General features: G+C 46.2%; 16 protein-coding genes. 9 read left to right on the forward strand and 7 right to left on the reverse strand.

Translation table 11 applies throughout. The features are described 5' to 3' along the window. Positions 1-37: 37 nt before the first annotated feature. Positions 38-634, forward strand: coding sequence for a TetR/AcrR family transcriptional regulator (locus IEY13_RS11225; protein WP_188952064.1), 597 nt, complete (start codon positions 38-40; stop codon positions 632-634). Here the strand turns inward: IEY13_RS11225 and IEY13_RS11230 are convergent. Continuing rightward, positions 621-899: a CBU_0592 family membrane protein gene (locus IEY13_RS11230; RefSeq protein ID WP_188952065.1), complete on the reverse strand. Its 279-nt coding sequence runs from the start codon at positions 897-899 to the stop codon at positions 621-623. The genes IEY13_RS11225 and IEY13_RS11230 overlap by 14 nt on opposite strands. 231 nt (positions 900-1,130) lie before the next feature. Here IEY13_RS11230 and IEY13_RS11235 point away from each other — a divergent pair, with 231 nt between their 5' ends. Beyond that, the gene (locus IEY13_RS11235) at positions 1,131-3,824 is read left to right on the forward strand and encodes a TonB-dependent receptor (protein ID WP_188952066.1); all 2,694 of its coding nucleotides are present in this window, start codon (positions 1,131-1,133) and stop codon (positions 3,822-3,824) included. Positions 3,825-3,914: 90 nt separating this feature from the next. On the opposite strand, the gene IEY13_RS11240 is transcribed toward IEY13_RS11235, so the two are convergent. From IEY13_RS11240 to IEY13_RS11250, 3 genes are all read right to left on the reverse strand, one after another. Further along, positions 3,915-4,757 carry a DUF2911 domain-containing protein gene (locus tag IEY13_RS11240; protein WP_229687827.1) on the reverse strand — a complete coding sequence of 281 codons (843 nt, stop codon included), beginning with the start codon at positions 4,755-4,757 and terminating at the stop codon, positions 3,915-3,917. Between the two features lie 95 nt (positions 4,758-4,852). Beyond that, on the reverse strand, positions 4,853-5,542 hold the full coding sequence (locus IEY13_RS11245) for a hypothetical protein (RefSeq protein WP_188952067.1): 690 nt from the start codon (positions 5,540-5,542) through the stop codon (positions 4,853-4,855). A 43-nt stretch (positions 5,543-5,585) separates the two neighbouring features. Beyond that, the gene (locus IEY13_RS11250; RefSeq protein ID WP_188952068.1) at positions 5,586-6,362 is read right to left on the reverse strand and encodes a hypothetical protein; all 777 of its coding nucleotides are present in this window, start codon (positions 6,360-6,362) and stop codon (positions 5,586-5,588) included. Between the two features lie 171 nt (positions 6,363-6,533). Here IEY13_RS11250 and IEY13_RS11255 point away from each other — a divergent pair, with 171 nt between their 5' ends. Continuing rightward, entirely contained in the window at positions 6,534-7,814 is a 1,281-nt protein-coding gene (locus IEY13_RS11255; protein ID WP_188952069.1) for a TCR/Tet family MFS transporter, read from the forward strand. Between the two features lie 69 nt (positions 7,815-7,883). Then, positions 7,884-8,282, forward strand: coding sequence for an SPW repeat domain-containing protein (locus tag IEY13_RS11260; protein WP_188952070.1), 399 nt, complete (start codon positions 7,884-7,886; stop codon positions 8,280-8,282). A gap of 79 nt (positions 8,283-8,361) precedes the next feature. Here IEY13_RS11260 and IEY13_RS11265 read toward each other — a convergent pair whose 3' ends face one another. Then, positions 8,362-9,474, reverse strand: a complete 1,113-nt coding sequence (locus IEY13_RS11265) for an acyltransferase family protein (RefSeq protein ID WP_188952071.1) — start codon at positions 9,472-9,474, stop codon at positions 8,362-8,364. Between the two features lie 145 nt (positions 9,475-9,619). On the opposite strand from IEY13_RS11265, the gene IEY13_RS11270 reads away from it, so the two are divergent. From IEY13_RS11270 to IEY13_RS11280, 3 genes are all read left to right on the forward strand, one after another. After that, positions 9,620-10,444, forward strand: coding sequence for an oxidoreductase (locus tag IEY13_RS11270; RefSeq protein ID WP_188952072.1), 825 nt, complete (start codon positions 9,620-9,622; stop codon positions 10,442-10,444). A gap of 233 nt (positions 10,445-10,677) precedes the next feature. Beyond that, positions 10,678-11,268 (forward strand): Crp/Fnr family transcriptional regulator, encoded by a 591-nt coding sequence (locus IEY13_RS11275; protein ID WP_188952073.1) that lies wholly within the window; start codon positions 10,678-10,680, stop codon positions 11,266-11,268. A 107-nt stretch (positions 11,269-11,375) separates the two neighbouring features. Beyond that, positions 11,376-12,536 (forward strand): MFS transporter, encoded by a 1,161-nt coding sequence (locus IEY13_RS11280; protein ID WP_188952074.1) that lies wholly within the window; start codon positions 11,376-11,378, stop codon positions 12,534-12,536. A gap of 75 nt (positions 12,537-12,611) precedes the next feature. Here the strand turns inward: IEY13_RS11280 and IEY13_RS11285 are convergent, their stop codons facing one another. Beyond that, positions 12,612-13,181 carry an NUDIX hydrolase gene (locus IEY13_RS11285; RefSeq protein ID WP_188952075.1) on the reverse strand — a complete coding sequence of 190 codons (570 nt, stop codon included), beginning with the start codon at positions 13,179-13,181 and terminating at the stop codon, positions 12,612-12,614. 256 nt (positions 13,182-13,437) lie between these two features. On the opposite strand from IEY13_RS11285, the gene IEY13_RS11290 reads away from it, so the two are divergent. Both IEY13_RS11290 and IEY13_RS11295 read left to right on the forward strand, forming a co-directional pair. After that, the gene (locus tag IEY13_RS11290; RefSeq protein ID WP_188952076.1) at positions 13,438-14,442 is read left to right on the forward strand and encodes an SDR family oxidoreductase; all 1,005 of its coding nucleotides are present in this window, start codon (positions 13,438-13,440) and stop codon (positions 14,440-14,442) included. Between the two features lie 294 nt (positions 14,443-14,736). Beyond that, positions 14,737-15,819 carry an RICIN domain-containing protein gene (locus IEY13_RS11295; RefSeq protein WP_188952077.1) on the forward strand — a complete coding sequence of 361 codons (1,083 nt, stop codon included), beginning with the start codon at positions 14,737-14,739 and terminating at the stop codon, positions 15,817-15,819. A 73-nt stretch (positions 15,820-15,892) separates the two neighbouring features. Here the strand turns inward: IEY13_RS11295 and IEY13_RS11300 are convergent, their stop codons facing one another. Further along, positions 15,893-16,771, reverse strand: a complete 879-nt coding sequence (locus tag IEY13_RS11300) for a pirin family protein (RefSeq protein ID WP_188952078.1) — start codon at positions 16,769-16,771, stop codon at positions 15,893-15,895. Positions 16,772-16,907: the final 136 nt, after the last annotated feature.

Consider the following 16,907-nt stretch of genomic DNA (forward strand, 5'->3'; position numbering starts at 1 on the left):
TGTATATATTTGCGCACAAATAATATCACCATCACATATGGGTAGAAAGAGCCTGAAAGGAGAGCGCCAGAAGGAAATTATTAAAGCCTTTTATAAAGTAGCTAAGAAAGAAGGCCTTGAAAATGCCTCTATTGCCAAAGCAGCTGAATTGATTGATATTAACCCCAGCCTGGTAGTGCATTATTTTAAAAACAAAGACCATCTGGTATACGGGCTGATAGAGTATATACTGGATAAATGGTTGCTGATATATAAGGTACCTGCAGAAGATGCTACAGACCCCAAAACTCATCTGCTGAAAGTAATAGACAATATATTCTCCAGTAAATGGAATACGCTGTTCGATGACAGTGTATCATACAGCTGCTATGCGCTGGCCTTTCGGGATAAAACTATTAAAGGCAAATACAAAGAATTACTGGACACCCTGCGGCAGCGGCTGCAGGAATTGATTACAGCATGTAATAACACCAGGGTATTATCGGTAAAAAACCCGGCACTTACAGCAGATCTTATTTTTGTATTGGTAGACGGCGCTTATTATTACCTGAGCCTGGTAGGCGATAAAAAAGAATACCAGCAAAAACTGGAACAATATAAAAAGCAGGCGCTTTTACTGCTTAACTTTTCTTAGTATGCTGAATATTGAAGATAGCCCAGCTGGCTATTAAAGCCCACGAAACATTTACGATAATATTGGGATAATCGTTCAGCGTTATCGCATTCCAGGTGAGCCCGAACGCGCCCACAATATTCAGCAAGTGATAAATCCGCTGATTTACTTTCAGCTTATTGGTGCTTAACAGCAGATAAGCCAACAGATACGATAATGTGCCTATCCATCCGGCTACAGATGGCACAAAGGTGCTGACACACCATATTGCTTTTAAAGATACCATTTGCTAATAATTCAGTCCCGTTCAGCATCATCCTGTCTGCCCGGAGCCATCAAAAAAAGCAAGATACCCCACCCGTTCCGGCAGTAAGGCATCAGCTTCAATATGATAAAGATTTAATAACATGATATAAGACATGCCCCCCAGCCACCAGTGTCTGTTCCCGCCAGCCACCTGCATTATTAGTTACTTACAGCAAACAGGGCGTAACCATACCGGCCCGGCAAAAAGCAAATGATACGTATAAGCTTTTCTGTATTGCTGATTATGTTGTTACAACATGCTGCCCGGGCGCAAACCGGCAGCATACGCGGTAAAGTGCTCGACAGTGCCTATCAGACAGTTATAGAGGGGGCAGATGTATTTCTTTTCCCCGGCGAAAGCAGTAAAGCCCGGTTTCAGACCCGAACAGGCGGGAAAGGATTTTATTTCCGCCAGATACCGGAAGGAAGTTACCGGCTGGTAATTGCTGCCGTAGGCTTCGTTAACGATACCACCATTCTGTATGTGAAAAAAAACGATACCCTGCAACTTGATCTGGCCCTTCATCCGCAGGAAAACATACTGAACGATGTGGTGGTTTCTACCACTCCTAAACCTGTTACTGTAAGAGGCGACACCCTTTCCTTTCTTGCCGATGCCTTTAATGTGCGACCTAATTCGCAACTGGAAGACCTGCTTCGCAAAATACCAGGAGCAGACGTGGACAATAATGGCAATATTACTTTTCAGGGCCAGCGGATAGACAAAATAACGATTAACGGAAAAGACCTGTTTATTGGCGATATTAAGAATGCCAACAGCTTACCAGCCGAAATGATTGCTGCTATTGAAGTGTATAGCACTCAGTCTGAAAGAGCTAAATTCAGCCGTGTAAAAGAAAACAGTGAGACCCGTACCCTGAATATAAAAACCAAAAAAGGGATGGAAGAAGCCTGGGTGGGTAATACTTACATCAGCAAAGGCCAAAAGAACAGCTATGCCGGTGGAGGACAGATAACCAGGCTGGGCGCAGACCTGATGGTAAACAGCAACCTGAAAGTAAACAATATCAACAACCGTTTTATTGGAGTAGAGAATAAAATGCCCGGCCCTCAGACAGGTATTCAATCTACCGCTGTTCTGGACCTCAACCTGACTAAAAAATGGGGCAATAAACTTACAACAGCCATTTCATTTAAGGGTAACAACCAAAAAACAGAAGCGTTGCAAACCACCAGCAGACGTACTTTTTTTACCGACTCCAGCCTGTTGGAAAACAGGCGAAGCCAAAGCCTTACCACGGTTAAAAACTATCCCATAAATATGCTGCTGACCTATAATGCCGACAGTATGAACCAATGGCAACTAAGCAGCAGTATTACCCATACACGCAACAGTGGCAATAACCAGGATACCGCCAATATACACACGTTGTATAATACCGGCAGCAGTTACACTGGCAGCAATACGCAAACCAGCAACGCATACCAGCAAAACAGCTTTAGCATTAACAATCAGTTGGAATGGCGCCACCGGTTTATAAAACCCGGCAGAACCATACAGGTATCTGCCAGCCAGTTTGCACAAACCGGTAGCGCGCCGGGCAGCCTGTTTTCTATACTTAACAGTTTTGCACCAACAGGCAACCTGCTGCAGCAAACAGTAACCAACCAACGGTATACACAAACCAGCAAAGGCAATGGTTACGGCAGCTCAGTAATGTATACAGAACCATTGTTTAACCGGCATAACCTGTCTTTAATTTACAGCTTTGCTACACAACAACAACAAAACGATAAAAGAAGCAATGACTATGACAGCCTTACCGGGGAATATGACAAGCCCAACCCACTAACCACTAACCGCTTTAACAACCGGAACACTACGCACCGCCTGGAAAGCGGATTTGGCGGCACCGGAGAGAAATTCAACTACCAACTGGGATTGGGATGGCAATACAGTACATTAGACAACTTTAATTTTGAACCCGTACAGCACATAAAGCAACATTTTACCAATCTGTTTCCGCGGGCTAACGTAAATGTTAATCTTTCGAAAGGCAAAAGCCTCAGCTTTAATTATAATGGCAACAGCACGTCTCCGGCAATCGATCAGCTACAGCCGGTTCCCGACCTCAGCAATCCGTTATTTATAAAAACAGGTAACCCCGATCTGAAGCAATCTTTTGCGCACAACTTCTCAGTTAACCTGAACTCCTACAACCTGAAAACGTTTAACGGGCTTATGTTGTCGGCTTATGGCGACGTGATACATAATCAAATTGTTTCATCCACTACCCTGCTTGCAGGTGGTGTACAACAGCAACAGTTTGTAAACGTAAACGGCACCTGGCACATGAGCACCTATATATCTTACAGTTTTGCCATAGGCAGAAAAAAAGGGCAGAAAAACAGCGCCAGCATTTCAAGCCGTCTCCGTTTCAGCAACGACGCCGGATTAATTAATGGTATGCCCAATAAAACCAACAGCATCAGTCTGGCCCCCAGCTGGAAATTCAATTACGACCTTACGAAAAAACTATCAGCAGAACTGATGGGAGGCTCTGATTTTTCGGCCTACCGGTATTCGGTAAATGCACAGCAGAACACCAAAAGCCAATCGCATATTGGTATTATAAACCTGAATTACGAGCTACCGCTGGGAATTAATATTTATGGCAGTTTTTCCTGCTCGCACCAGAACACTTACGGCCTGCTTCCCTCGCAAACAAACTACATTCTTAATGCAGCCATTTTTAAACGCCTGTTTACCAATCAGCGGTGGCAGGTACGCCTAAGCGGTTTTGATCTGCTTAACACCAACAGAAGCTACTCACAGAGCGCTTCGCAGAACTACATATATACCCGGCAAACCAACCAGTTACAGCGCATGGTGCTGGTTAGCCTGCTGTATGATTTTAAAAACTTTCCCAATCAGAAAAAATAGCTAACCCGGCATCAGATGTACATTAAAAAAGCAGGGCTGCAAATGCTGCCCTGCTTTTTTAATGCGATAATTTTTACGCAGTATCAATACTTATTTAGCCTGCTTAATAATAGCTTCGTTTAAACGAACATACTCGTCGTTTTTAATTTTTTTCGCTATCGCAATACCTTCAGTAGCGGTAGCTACAGCACCGGCTTTATCACCCATTTTCAATTGAATACGGGCTTTCCAAGGCTTGATGTAAAATGCATCGGGGTTTGCTTTTTCAGCTGCAGTAACCCACTCTAAAGCCTTATTCAGGTCTTTGTTGTTTTCGTAGTAATAGATAGCGGCCTGAAAATAAGGCTTCTTCTCCCCTTTCATAGCCTCATCAATAGAAGCCATTACACGGCTGTCAATATCAGCAGTCAGGTGAAGGGTAACAGCGGTATTTTCCCACGCCAGCGTAAAATCAGCTGAGGTAGGTTTAACATTGTTAAACTGCATAGTAAAAGTTTCAACCAGCTTGTCAGTTTTAGCAGGCTTTACTTTAAAACGTAAAAAATCTTCAGACTCCTTATATTCATAAGCGCCCCATTGTTTGGTAGCTTTATTCAGTATAACCGTCCACTCCTTTGCACCAGGAATAGTAAACAGCGCGTATTCACCTGCAGGCACTTTATTACCCTCAATGGATACCTCATCACTAAAAGAAACCAGTGTGGCAGAGTTAGCACCCGTACGCCATACTGCGCCATACGGTTCCAGCTCACCAAAAATTTTACGGCCTTTTACATTAGGGCGTGCATACGTTAAGGTAATTTTTCCCAGCGCAAATTCCTGGGTAATTGTTTGGGCAGAGCTGGCCTGAGGCATTTTAATACCCTGCGCCTGCACATCGTAAGTAGCACCGGCAAGCATTGCGGCTACGATAACAGTGTAAATCTTGTTCATAATGTGTTGATATCAGAGGCATAAAGATAAAGTATATAGTGCTGACACTATACATGTATACATAAGTGGCAAAAAACAGGGTCATGCTCCTCCCATTAAATCAGGCTGGTATCGCCTGTAAGGTTTGCGCTATCCATAGATAACTTTTGCTGAAAAACCTTAGTAATCAGCGGAACAATTTCAGCACGGTTAACCGTGTTGGGATATCTCCTTACTTTTATATAATGCTCTGAAACCAGCAACTCCACCAACTTCCCTATGGTTGTTATTTCCTGATCAAACTCTTTCCCCCATTTTTCGGCCAACAGCAATCCTGCCAGGAAAAATGTGATACCGACCCCACCCCGCTTGAAATTAAAGAACAAAACAATGAAAGAAAGCAACATGCCCCCAACGGCAATATCCTTTATCCAGCTTTTACAAGTAAGCAACTTCACACCCAATCCCATTTGTTGCAGCATCAACCTTACCTGCCTCCGTCGGTTTTTCCGGGGAAAAAGCAGTTCCATAGGGGTACTGGCTGTAATATCTTCTTTAGCCACCTCCGACGTTTCCAGTATAGCTTTCCTCAGCTTATAAAAAGCCTGCTGACTTGTACATCCTGCTTTATCCTCATAACTTATATGCCGTTCGAACACATCACACAAATCACCAAAGGTGCTGGCATGCAAAAAAGCGTCTGCCTTAAATTCCAGCCCCAACGACTTCCGCAACACCATTATAAGCTCGGCTATCTCTTCACCGTCAATCTGGTTTAACTGCCAGGATTCCTGATTATTTTCCATTGATTTCAGATTTATTTATCGGGTGAACATTTATTTTTATAGTTTAATACGCCGCATAATAAGCACTATCCTTAAAAACCAGCTTTTTAAAAGAACCCGTAAACCCACCGTGTTCAATAGTTTCAGGCAACAGTATCAGCTGACCATTACGTTCTACCTTTATTTCAGGTAGTTCCTCTGTTTTAAGATGTGTCCGGTCTAGTTCAACAAAGCACGTGGATACTCCACCCGGAAAAACAGCCGGATAAATCAGCTGCTCTTCTTTTATGGCAAAAACCTTCAATTGTTGCCACGGTAATATAGTAGAGCCCCGCCCGTATCCCAATGCCACATATAGCACTCCACGGGAACTATGAATAGTATATAAATGCTGATAGGCAATCATCGACATTTCCTGTTCTCCCGGCAGAGAATCTTTCAGAAACACGGTATGCACTTTTCCTCTGGGAGTGCAAAAAACAGCCATAGCAGCCAGCACAGGCATCGTTCCGCCCGTTCTGGTATCCCAGGAAACAAGACTCAGTTTTTTATCCGCCGCTGCTACAATAGCAACATTTTCAAAAGAAGTATCAGATATCGTGGCTATCTCATTCCTGTATTGTTCAATAAGATTTCTGATATACTGGTTCACAGAATCCAATTTTTCATATCCATCTATGCCTGAAGAGCCCAGACTATCCAAACAAAGTATTTGTGCTTTCATTACCTGACAAAAGCCCGGCCTCTCTGCCACTTTAACAGGGGCGGAACAGTTGGTAGCAATAAAAAGCAGCAGTATAACAAATATCCATTTTACTGGCTTAGCAGTATTTAGCCTCATGCGAGATAATATGTTTCTGACCTGAAAGTCCTGTTTAAGGTTTCTCTCCAAAGATAGTTCATACATGCAGCTATTTCATAAACACGTCCTGAATACCCCTTCCGAATGGCGGAATTACCACATACAAATTGCCGGTTTAGGGGTAAGTTTGCCTTTTCCAAATTCCACTGTATGCAACAATCCGGCAAGTCCGCACTCAGCTTTATTTTCATTACCCTTTTAATTGACATTATGGGGTGGGGCCTTATTATTCCGGTAATGGCCGATCTGATTGCCCAGTTGAAAGGAATACCGGTAAATGAAGCCAGTAAGTATGGCGCCATGCTGCTGTCTGTATTCGCAGTAATGCAGTTTTTGTTTGCGCCGCTGATTGGTAATCTGAGCGATAAGTTCGGGCGCAGGCCGGTACTGCTGCTATCGTTGCTGGGGTTTGGTATTGATTATGTTATACTGGCGCTGGCCCCTACCTACAACTGGCTGTTTGTGGGCCGTATTATTGCCGGTATTACCGGAGCCAGCTTTACCACAGCAACCGCTTATATTGCCGATGTAAGCCATGATGCTACCAGCCGCGCCAAAAACTTTGGAATTATAGGGGCAGCCTTCGGTTTAGGTTTTGTGCTGGGGCCTGCGTTGGGTGGCCTGCTGGCAAGCTGGGGTATCCGCGCACCTTTTTATGCGGCAGCAGCTTTATGCCTGCTGAACTTTCTGTACGGCTTTTTCTTTCTGCCCGAGTCGCTGGCAAAAGAAAACCGCCGCCCTTTTGAGTGGAAACGCGCCAATCCCGTTGGATCACTGATGTTCTTAAAAAAGCACCCGGAAATTGGCGGACTGGCCTTTAGCTTTTTCCTGATTTATCTGGGCGGCCAGGCCGTTCAGGGCAACTGGAACTTTTTTACCATGTACCGCTTTCAGTGGAGTGAGCGTATGGTAGGCATTTCACTGGCGGTAGTAGGCGTGCTGGTGGGCGCTGTACAGGCAGGGCTTACACGTGTGGTAAACCCTAAAATAGGCAATGAAAAAAGTATTTATCTGGGTCTGAGCCTGTATACACTGGGGCTAATCCTGTTTGCGTTTGCCACACAAAGCTGGATGATGTTTGCTTTTCTGATACCCTATTGCCTGGGTGGTATCTGCGGCCCTTCTTTACAGGCCGTAATATCTGGTCATGTCCCCTCCAGCCAGCAGGGTGAATTGCAGGGTGGGCTTACCAGCCTTATGAGCCTTACCACCATTTTCGGCCCGTTAATTATGAACAATACGTTCGCTTATTTCACTTCCTCCAAAGCGCCTTTCCATTTTCCGGGTATACACTTTTTAATAGGAGCAGTATGTATGCTGCTAAGCGTGATTATCAGCTACGCGGTATTGAGCCGCGAAAAGAAAAAAGATCCCAAACTGGCAGAGATTATATCCGGTTCCGGAGGCATAACAGATGCGCCTATGCACTAACCAACGTGCAGGCATAATTTTTTAGTCGCTTTTAAGGGTAAACAAGTCAGTTAACCTAAAAAGTGATATATGCGATTTCTACCAACCAAAGTACATGGTATGCTGGACTACCTGATGGGCGTAGTACTGATGATACCCTGGATACTGAAATATGAAGGCCCGGCAGCCGTAGTGGCCTCTTTAATGGGCCTGAGCCTGGTGGTGTATAGCTTTATGACCAATTACGAATTGGGTGGCATTAAACTGATTCCTATGCGCGCCCACCTGATACTGGATGTTATAGGTGGTCTGTTTCTGGCAGCATCGCCCTGGCTATTCTCTTTTGACGATGGTTTGAAGATACCATTTCTGGTAGCAGGTATTTTTGAACTGATCGTTACCATGTTTACCAAAACCAGGGCATCAGATAAACCGAACGAAGCAGAAGCTCAGAAAGCGCGGGAGTGGAAAGGAGCAGTTACCCGGTAATCTGTTGTAAAAAACGTTAGTGCCTGTTTTTGTTGCTATCACCTTAGTACTGCACTTCACAGGTACTAACGCTTTTATTTTATCTTGTTTTTTTGGTAAGCCAGTTACGCACCGGCTCATCATATAACTTTAAAGCCGCGTAAGCTACCAAAAACGCACCTGTATAAGTAAGCAGCGCCCAGGGCCAGGCTTCCACCAGCTTCATTCCTTTATGATTACTTACCCAACCGGTATAAATGTATATAAAAGGATAATGGGTAATGTAAATAGGATAAGAGATATCTCCCAGAAATTTGCATACACGTGCCCCCTTACCTTCAGCAAGCTTTCCGCTGGCTCCTATATAAACGATTATCGGAAAAAGCAATATAATACTCAGTGAATCGTACAAACCATTAGCCCATAAATGCTCCGCACCACCTACACGGGGAAAGCACAGCACAAGCGCCAGTAACAGACTACTCCATAAAAATGCGTTGTTCAGCTGTGTAGGTTTAACCACGCGCGACAGCAGCAAACCGGCAAAAAAAGGAAACATCACCCGTGTAAAACCAATGCGCAACTGCTCTGCCGTAAGCGACCAGCCGCCTATTACATCGCCTGTTTTACTGGTTACCGCATAATGTATCAGCACTATACCAAACACCGCTACCAGCACCGATAAGGCTACTTTACCCAGCTTACGAAAACCAAGCGCGTACAATATATTTACAACATACTCAAAAAACAACGACCAGCCCGGCCCATCCAGCGGGTGCATTTCCTGCCAGCCGCGTATATCCATAGAAACCGGTACCGGTATAAGTGTAAAGCCAATCAGCATTACCACCAGCAATTTCCATACAGGCACCCCGCTGATGCCCGGCCACATATTGGATGCAGAGAAATAAAAACAGATAGCCCCTATCAGCATGCCCATTACTACCATGGGTTGTAACCGTATCAGGCGACGTTTAAAGAAACCGCCGATGGTCATTTTACCCCACCGGTCGTCATAAGCGTAGCCCATTACAAAACCAGATAATAGAAAAAAGAAATCCACCGCCAGGTATCCGTGGTTAATCATCTGATCCAGATGGCTGGTAGCATGGGCTTCACAGACGTGAAAAGCTACTACCAGTAAAGCAGCCACACCGCGCAGACCGTCCAGAATAGGATAATGTGGTTTTGTGGCAAGGGCGTTAGTATTCATAAATCTTCTTTGATAAACAACATCAATCAACCGGATGAAGATAAGCGTTGTACGTGGTTTTGTGCTATTCTTTCCCTCAAACGGACTATTTAGCCGGTAAGTAACAAGCGAGCTTTGTGTTATCAAATTCAGAAAACATACAACTATGGCTAAAACAGTTTTTATTACCGGCGCTTCCAGAGGATTTGGAAAATTATGGGCAGAAGCCTTTTTAAAACGGGGCGATAAAGTAGCAGCTACTGCACGCAACCTGAGTACGCTGGACGATCTGGTGGAAAAATATGGCGACAACCTGTTACCCGTGCAACTGGACGTAACCGACCGCGAAGCGGTTTTTAATGCCACCAATAACGTAGCAGCGCATTTTGGCAGCATAGATATATTAATTAATAACGCGGGCTATGGCCTGTTTGGTACGCTGGAAGAAAGCACCGAAGCACAGGCGCGCGCGCAGATGGAAACCAATTTCTTTGGCCTGCTATGGGTAACACAGGCAGTACTGCCGGTAATGCGGGCGCAAAAGAGCGGGCATATTATACAGGTATCCAGCTTTCTGGGACTTACCACTCTACCTATGTTAAGCGTATACAATGCTTCTAAGTTTGCAGTAGAAGGCCTGAGCGAAACGCTGGCAACAGAAGTAGCACACCTGGGCATTAAAGTAACATTGATTGAACCCAATGGATATGCTACCGAATGGGCTGGTGCCTCTGCCACGCAAACAGCAGCGGGTATTGAAGATTACGCGCCCGTACGCGAAGCCTTTGCAGCAGCAGGCGACAACCCGGATACCTGGGGCAAACCCGCGGCAACCGTTGCCCCTGTATTACAAATAGCAGACAGCCCCAACCCACCTGCCCGTTTACTGTTAGGCAAAATAGCCTACCATGGTGTAGTGCAGGCTTACGCGAAAAAACTGGCAGAAGTAGAAACCTGGAAAGAGGTAAGCATAGCTGCGCACGGCCATTAAACCTTCCCCATCAATGAGCTGCCGCATTAAGTTCCGGTGGCTCATTCATTTATTTCACTCCGGCCCTTCACCAGCTGACACCCTGCACCAGGCACCACCATCTTTAGCTTTTTCGCCAGATTATCTCCTGTTTATACAACGCCTTTACCATATTTTGGGTGCAAATTGCCATACAGCAACACTGCGGACAACGAACAGCTCCGTAGCAGTTTTTTAATACATTTGGAGTACCCATGACAGCATACAATCAGCTACAGGCACATGTTACCAAAAAAGTAAGTTTTACAGCGGAAGAAGCCACCCTGTTTAATGAAGCATTTGAAGTAGCCCGGGTAAAGAAAAAACAATTTATTATACAACCCGGCTTTGTAGCCAGGCAACGCTACTATGTAGTACAGGGCGCATTCAGGGCCTATGTAATAGGTGATGAAGGCGATGAACACACCATTCAGTTTGCTATTGACGACTGGTGGATAAGTGATTACAACAGTTATATTTTTCAGCAACCTGCTACCATGTTTGTAATGGCGCTGGAGGATAGTTTGATTCTGAAAATTGATTTTGAAAAGGAGCAGCAATTAAAAAGCAGCCGCCATGTGTTTGAAACCTATTTTCGTATACTGGCAGAAAACACAGCAGCCCATATGGCGCGCCGTGTAATTACCAACCTCACCAAATCTGCCGAGCAGCGCTATGAGCTTTTTCTGGAAAAATATCCTGACATTGCATCCCGGGTACCGCAATATGCGCTGGCTTCCTTTCTGGGTATAACTACAGAGTATCTATCCAAACTACGCAGCAAAAGAGCTGCAAGAAAAAGTTAATCCAGTTCAACTTTTTTACCCCAACCAGTTTAACCGTTTTTCTTAAAACAGTTCATTGGAACCAGGGCCTTTCAGATGCCAACTTTGTATCAACAAATCAATTAACAATGGCACCACTATCCCGCACACAAATATTTATTATGGCAGCCACCGCTGGCATAAGCGTGGCCAACGTATACTACAGTCAGCCTATACTGGGCGCTATTGCCCACAGCTTTCATATACCTGCAGAAAAGGCGGGCATTTTAACCGTACTGGCACAGATAGGCTACGGCATGGGCCTGTTTTTTATTACGCCCGCAGGCGATATGATTGAAAGAAAAAAGCTGATACTGTATCTGCAGGCAGGCTTAATAGCTTCACTGTTACTCACCGGTTTTTCCACCCACTTATGGTTATTATACGCAGGCAGCCTGCTTACCGGTGTTTTTTCTGTGGTAGCGCAGGTAATACTACCTATGGCTGCCAGTGCAGGTAAAGAAAAAAGAGGCAAAACGGTAGCACAGGTTTTTACCGGTATACTGGCCGGTATACTGGTAGCACGGGTGTTCAGCGGTTTTGTTAACAGCTGGCTGGGCTGGCAGTATGTATATTTTATTTCAGCCGCACTGGTACTGGGCACCACCGTACTTATGCAGGCCGATTTTCCCTCCACACCGGAACGCTTTACAGGCACGTACGCAGGTCTGTTACAAAGCACCGTAGCACAACTCAAACGTTTTTCATTGCTGCGCCGCACTGCTTTAACAGGCATGCTGGCCTTCGGCACGCTCAGCGCTTTCTGGGTTACACTTACGTTTTACCTGAGCGGTGCCCCCTTTAACTACAGCACACCTGCCATTGGTATGTTTGGGCTGCTGGCGGTGGCAGGTGCGCTAATGGCACCCGTGTTTGGTAAACTGGCCGATAAAGGAAGCCACAGCCGCTCCCTGTTGTTCAGTACCGGCATTACCCTGCTGGCGATATTGATATTAAAGCTGTTTCCTGGTGCTGTTATTGCCATATGGGTTACCGTTATTCTGCTGGATGTTGGTATACAGGCTACACAGGTAACCAATATTGCCGTCATCTATTCGCTGGACCATACCGCCAACAGCCGTATTAATACCGTGTATATGACCAGCTATTTTATAGGCGGCGCATTGGGTACCTGGCTTTCTATTCTTTGCTGGAAGGCAGGGGGCTGGCCACTATCTACCACGTTTATGGCCACCTTATCGCTCCTGGCTATTATTAACGTATACACTGGCAAACGCAGCATACAGTAAAACGCATAGGTATGAAAATTAGTATCATTGGCGGCACATAGCAGGCAACTGGCAATACCGGAGCCAGCCGGGCGTTTAATTTAACGGATAAAAATGCTCCAGCTGCCTGAATACAATTTTAGAAGTATCCACCGGATTGGTGTAACCATACTCTTCAAAAGAGCCCCCCCATGTGATGGCTGGTTTTTCCAGCAGCTGCCGCACAATCAGCGCCGATGCAGGATAAGGTATTAAAGCAATAGCCTCTTCGCGGGTAAACCAGTGGCAGGTAGTATCTGCCAACCCTGTTCCGTTGGCATATCCGTTTGATTGTACTACAAAATAAGGTCTTATAAAAGTGCGGTACTTATCGGGGAAAATATAGGTAAACATGCCCCCCAGCCTGAAGCCCCGGTAAGTTATCCCTATCTCCTCCGCAGTTTTCTGTATATAATCTTTTATCGATGAAGGGCCGGCCATGGTGCCAATACTGGGTATTTCATAAGCTTTACGGTTAGCATCGTACACCAGCAGCACCCGGTTACTACTGTCGGTGATAAGTACTTTGGGAAAAAATAAACTAATGCTATCTGCTTTCGTCTGGGCTTTTACAGCACCCGCCGGTACCAGCAACACAAGCAATAAAGTAGCAGTTAATAAGCGCATATCGATAGATTTAGCAGCAACACCCAGGGGGCGTTACTTTTGCTAATATATTGCATTGTAAATAAATAGCCGTTTTCAGCGCTGCTGCTTAGGCAAAACGCTTTTACAGTGGCAGCAGGCCGCAACTGCTTTTTACCGGCAGCATTTTCCCCATTTTACGGGCACACACCTCTGCATTTTGCTTTTGCCGCCAGTTTTCTGCAGCCGGAAACCATGGAACGAATTTTCTGTGCCTGATGCTAAACAAGCACTTCCTATGGACAACGAAAAATTATGCAGTCGCCGGCAGGCACTGGGAAGCATTGGCGCAGGCCTGGCCGCGCTGGCCGTAACACAGGCTTTTGCCGCCCCGGAAACAGGTAAAGAAACCTTTGTAAGCGCAGGCCTGGAAGACCCCAGAAACAAATACCCCAAACCACCTTTTAAAGAGCAACTACAACCATGGCCCGGGCTGGCGGGTAAAATGGACCCGGTACCAGACCATGGGGAAAAGAGTTATAAGGGCAGTGGCCGCCTTGCGGGCAGAAAAGCGCTGATTACAGGTGGCGATTCGGGTATGGGCCGTGCAGCAGCCATAGCCTACGCCCGCGAGGGGGCGGATGTGGCTATTAACTATTTACCTGCCGAAGAACCGGATGCGCAGGAAGTGGTAGCACTGATTAAAGCAGCAGGCCGTAAAGCAGTAGCTATACCCGGCGACCTGCGGGAAGAAGCCTTTTGTAAAAAGCTGGTAGAAGAAGCCGTGCGGCAACTGGGCGGACTGGATATACTGGTAAACAACGCTGCCCGTCAGCAAACAAAGGCTTCTATTATGGACATTAGCAGCGAGGAATTTGATGCTACGATGAAAACAAATATTTACGCTCCTTTCTGGACCATTAAAGCTGCCCTGCCGCATCTGAAGCCCGGCTCATCTATCATCGCAACTTCCAGCGTACAGGCGTATGCGCCTTCCGGAGAATTGTACGATTATGCGCAAACCAAAGCCGCCACTACCAACTATGTAAAATCGCTGGCGGAACAACTGGCCCCCAAAGGCATACGCGTGAACGGCGTGGCACCCGGCCCTATATGGACGCCGCTACAGGTAAGCGGTGGTGCTACTATGGAAAAACTGAAAAAATTTGGCGGCGATACACCACTGGAACGCCCCGGCCAACCTGCAGAACTGGCTGGCATTTATGTACAGCTGGCCGCCAATGATGGCAGTTACGCCACCGGGCAGATATATGGTGCATCCGGCGGGCATGGTCAGCCTTAAATTATTGCAAAGCGGCTGCTATTTACTACCGGCAGCCGCTTTATCCGGTATTTGTAAGCAAACACAATACGCTAATCAGATTATCCTTTGCACAGTTGCAGTATAGCGCCAACTAACGGCTTCAATATCAGTACCAGTACATACTAAGCTGTAGTAGTTATTACCCTACCCCACCTCTTTTACGCGGCAACCCAATTCGTTTGCGGCTGAAAACACCCCCTGTATTTGATGAATTCACCCCTAACAGGCAATATCCTACGCTGATATTTTCACACCGTTAATAAAAACCTTGATATGGAAAACAAATCACTCCTTTTCCGCCTTACGGGCGGCGTGTTGCTAACTGTGATGCTTGGCCTTACCAGTTGTAAAAAAGAAAACTTCCCGCAGCCGGAACCGACAGACAGCGGTAGCTTACCGCTGGTAAACACACTGGCCAAAATACCTGCTACCGAAACACGGTTATCCCCAGCCAACGGCACCTTTTTAATTGTAAACCGCAAAAGCGGCAAGCTACTGGATGTATCAGGCGCTGCTACTGCCAATGGTACCAACGTACTGCAATGGGGTGGCAATGGCGGCACTAACCAGCGCTGGACGCTTACACAGCTATCCGGCGGTTATTATTCCATTATTGGCGTACCCAGCGGCCGCGCACTGGAAATTTACCAGTCAGGCACTGCAGACAGTGTAAAGGCAAACATCTGGGATTACTCAGGCGCCAACAACCAGCAATGGCAGTTTATAAGCCTGGGCGATGGCTATTACCGTATTGTTAACCGCAACAGCGGTAAAGACCTGGATGTAGCCGGACAATCCGTGGCAGATGGTGCCGGCATAGCACAATGGAGCTACTGGGGTGGCGAAAACCAGCAATGGGCATTTGTGGCAGCTACCTATAGCGGCCAGCTTACCTGGACACTTACCAGCACCGGCGTACCAGCCGATGTGCAAACCCGTATTACCAATGCGATGAACGATGCCTGCGCCCGTTACAACGCAGGCGCTAACTGGCCCGCACGCACCCTTACGGTACAGTACAACACCGGTGTGGCTACGGCCGACGGCAGCACTAACGGCAATATCCGTTTTGGGCCAACTGCCAGTTACCAGGGCGTACGCACTGCTATGCACGAAATTGCACACACGTATGGTGTAGGATTATCTTCCGGCTGGTCGGCCAACATATCTTCCGGCCTGTTTGTGGGTACCAACACGGTGGATGTAATTAAAACTTACGATGGCACCAGTGCTGTTATTAATACCGGTGGCGGCCACTTCTGGCCCTACGGTTTAAATTATGATAGTGAATGGTCAGCCGCAGGCGCTTACCGGCACGTGAAGCTGGTATGGGCTATGCGGTCAGATGGTATGTAAATAGCAATAAAGCCGGGTTACTGTTTTAACAGGCCCGGCTTCTTGTACAATCAAAACAAATATGCCATAATTACTAACCTATTACCATAGGCACATCCATCAGCAGTACCTCCGCATCTGCCGAGTCAGCCGTAATTTCTATACTTTCCGTATTCCACATGCCCAGTCCATCGCGCTGGTTCAGCGCCTGCCCCTGAATGGTTACATCGCCCTTAATTACAAAAGCATACACACCATTGCCCGGCTTTTTAACGGTATAGGAAGTGGTAAACCCTTTATCAAAGCGGCCCATATGAAACCAGGCATCCTGGTGTATCCACACGCCGGTATCATTGGCATTGGGCGATACAATCTGCTGTAGTTTATTGTGCCGGTCTTTCAGGTTCAGCGTAACCTGATCGTACCGGGGCTTTACATTTTTAGTATGCGGAAATAACCATATCTGTAAAAAGCGGGTAAGCTTATCGGAGTTTTTATTAAACTCGCTATGGTAAATACCTGTTCCGGCACTCATACACTGTATATCGCCCTGGCGTATTACCGCCACATTATTCATACTATCCTTGTGCTCCAGATCACCTTCCAGCGGAATGGAAATAATTTCCATATTGTCATGCGGATGAGTGCCAAAGCCCATACCGGCATCTACCCTGTCATCGTTCAGCACACGCAACACCCCAAAATGCATGCGTTCCGGATTATAGTAATTGGCAAAACTGAACGTATGGTGTGTATCCAGCCAGCCATGGTTGGCATGGCCTCTGGTAGCCGCTTTGTGCAGTACCATATTCTCACTCACTTTCGATGCTGTATTAGGCAAATGATTAAAGCCCATAGGCTCCAGTTCAGCCAGTTCGTCCACCTCATTCTTCAGCACATTACCCAAAGCAGCGCTGGCCACAAACATACCGGTACCCATTAAACCTTTGCGGAGAAAATCTTTTCTGTCCATACAATATTGTTTCAGAACACAAACCTGCACCTTTTTTCTCCGCAAAAACTTAATCCAGAACAAGAAACAGCAAAGGGCTTACCCGGTAAGGCAAACCCTTTGCTGATAAAATATGGACAATATGTTTTGCCAAATG

It is taken from the genome of Filimonas zeae, from assembly GCF_014641615.1.
Classification (GTDB): Bacteria; Bacteroidota; Bacteroidia; order Chitinophagales; family Chitinophagaceae; genus Filimonas; species Filimonas zeae.

What these genes read in the sequence shown, in the direction of transcription:
- IEY13_RS11290 (WP_188952076.1), top strand. Translation starts at nt 13,438, where the DNA reads ATGGACAACGAAAAATTATGCAGTCGCCGGCAGGCACTGGGAAGCATT.
- IEY13_RS11295 (WP_188952077.1), top strand. Translation starts at nt 14,737, where the DNA reads ATGGAAAACAAATCACTCCTTTTCCGCCTTACGGGCGGCGTGTTGCTA.
- IEY13_RS11245 (WP_188952067.1), bottom strand. Translation starts at nt 5,542, where the DNA reads ATGGAAAATAATCAGGAATCCTGGCAGTTAAACCAGATTGACGGTGAA.
- IEY13_RS11300 (WP_188952078.1), bottom strand. Translation starts at nt 16,771, where the DNA reads ATGGACAGAAAAGATTTTCTCCGCAAAGGTTTAATGGGTACCGGTATG.
- IEY13_RS11265 (WP_188952071.1), bottom strand. Translation starts at nt 9,474, where the DNA reads ATGAATACTAACGCCCTTGCCACAAAACCACATTATCCTATTCTGGAC.
- IEY13_RS11250 (WP_188952068.1), bottom strand. Translation starts at nt 6,362, where the DNA reads ATGAGGCTAAATACTGCTAAGCCAGTAAAATGGATATTTGTTATACTG.
- IEY13_RS11280 (WP_188952074.1), top strand. Translation starts at nt 11,376, where the DNA reads ATGGCACCACTATCCCGCACACAAATATTTATTATGGCAGCCACCGCT.
- IEY13_RS11235 (WP_188952066.1), top strand. Translation starts at nt 1,131, where the DNA reads ATGATACGTATAAGCTTTTCTGTATTGCTGATTATGTTGTTACAACAT.
- IEY13_RS11230 (WP_188952065.1), bottom strand. Translation starts at nt 899, where the DNA reads ATGGTATCTTTAAAAGCAATATGGTGTGTCAGCACCTTTGTGCCATCT.
- IEY13_RS11270 (WP_188952072.1), top strand. Translation starts at nt 9,620, where the DNA reads ATGGCTAAAACAGTTTTTATTACCGGCGCTTCCAGAGGATTTGGAAAA.
- IEY13_RS11255 (WP_188952069.1), top strand. Translation starts at nt 6,534, where the DNA reads ATGCAACAATCCGGCAAGTCCGCACTCAGCTTTATTTTCATTACCCTT.
- IEY13_RS11275 (WP_188952073.1), top strand. Translation starts at nt 10,678, where the DNA reads ATGACAGCATACAATCAGCTACAGGCACATGTTACCAAAAAAGTAAGT.
- IEY13_RS11240 (WP_229687827.1), bottom strand. Translation starts at nt 4,757, where the DNA reads ATGAACAAGATTTACACTGTTATCGTAGCCGCAATGCTTGCCGGTGCT.
- IEY13_RS11260 (WP_188952070.1), top strand. Translation starts at nt 7,884, where the DNA reads ATGCGATTTCTACCAACCAAAGTACATGGTATGCTGGACTACCTGATG.
- IEY13_RS11225 (WP_188952064.1), top strand. Translation starts at nt 38, where the DNA reads ATGGGTAGAAAGAGCCTGAAAGGAGAGCGCCAGAAGGAAATTATTAAA.
- IEY13_RS11285 (WP_188952075.1), bottom strand. Translation starts at nt 13,181, where the DNA reads ATGCGCTTATTAACTGCTACTTTATTGCTTGTGTTGCTGGTACCGGCG.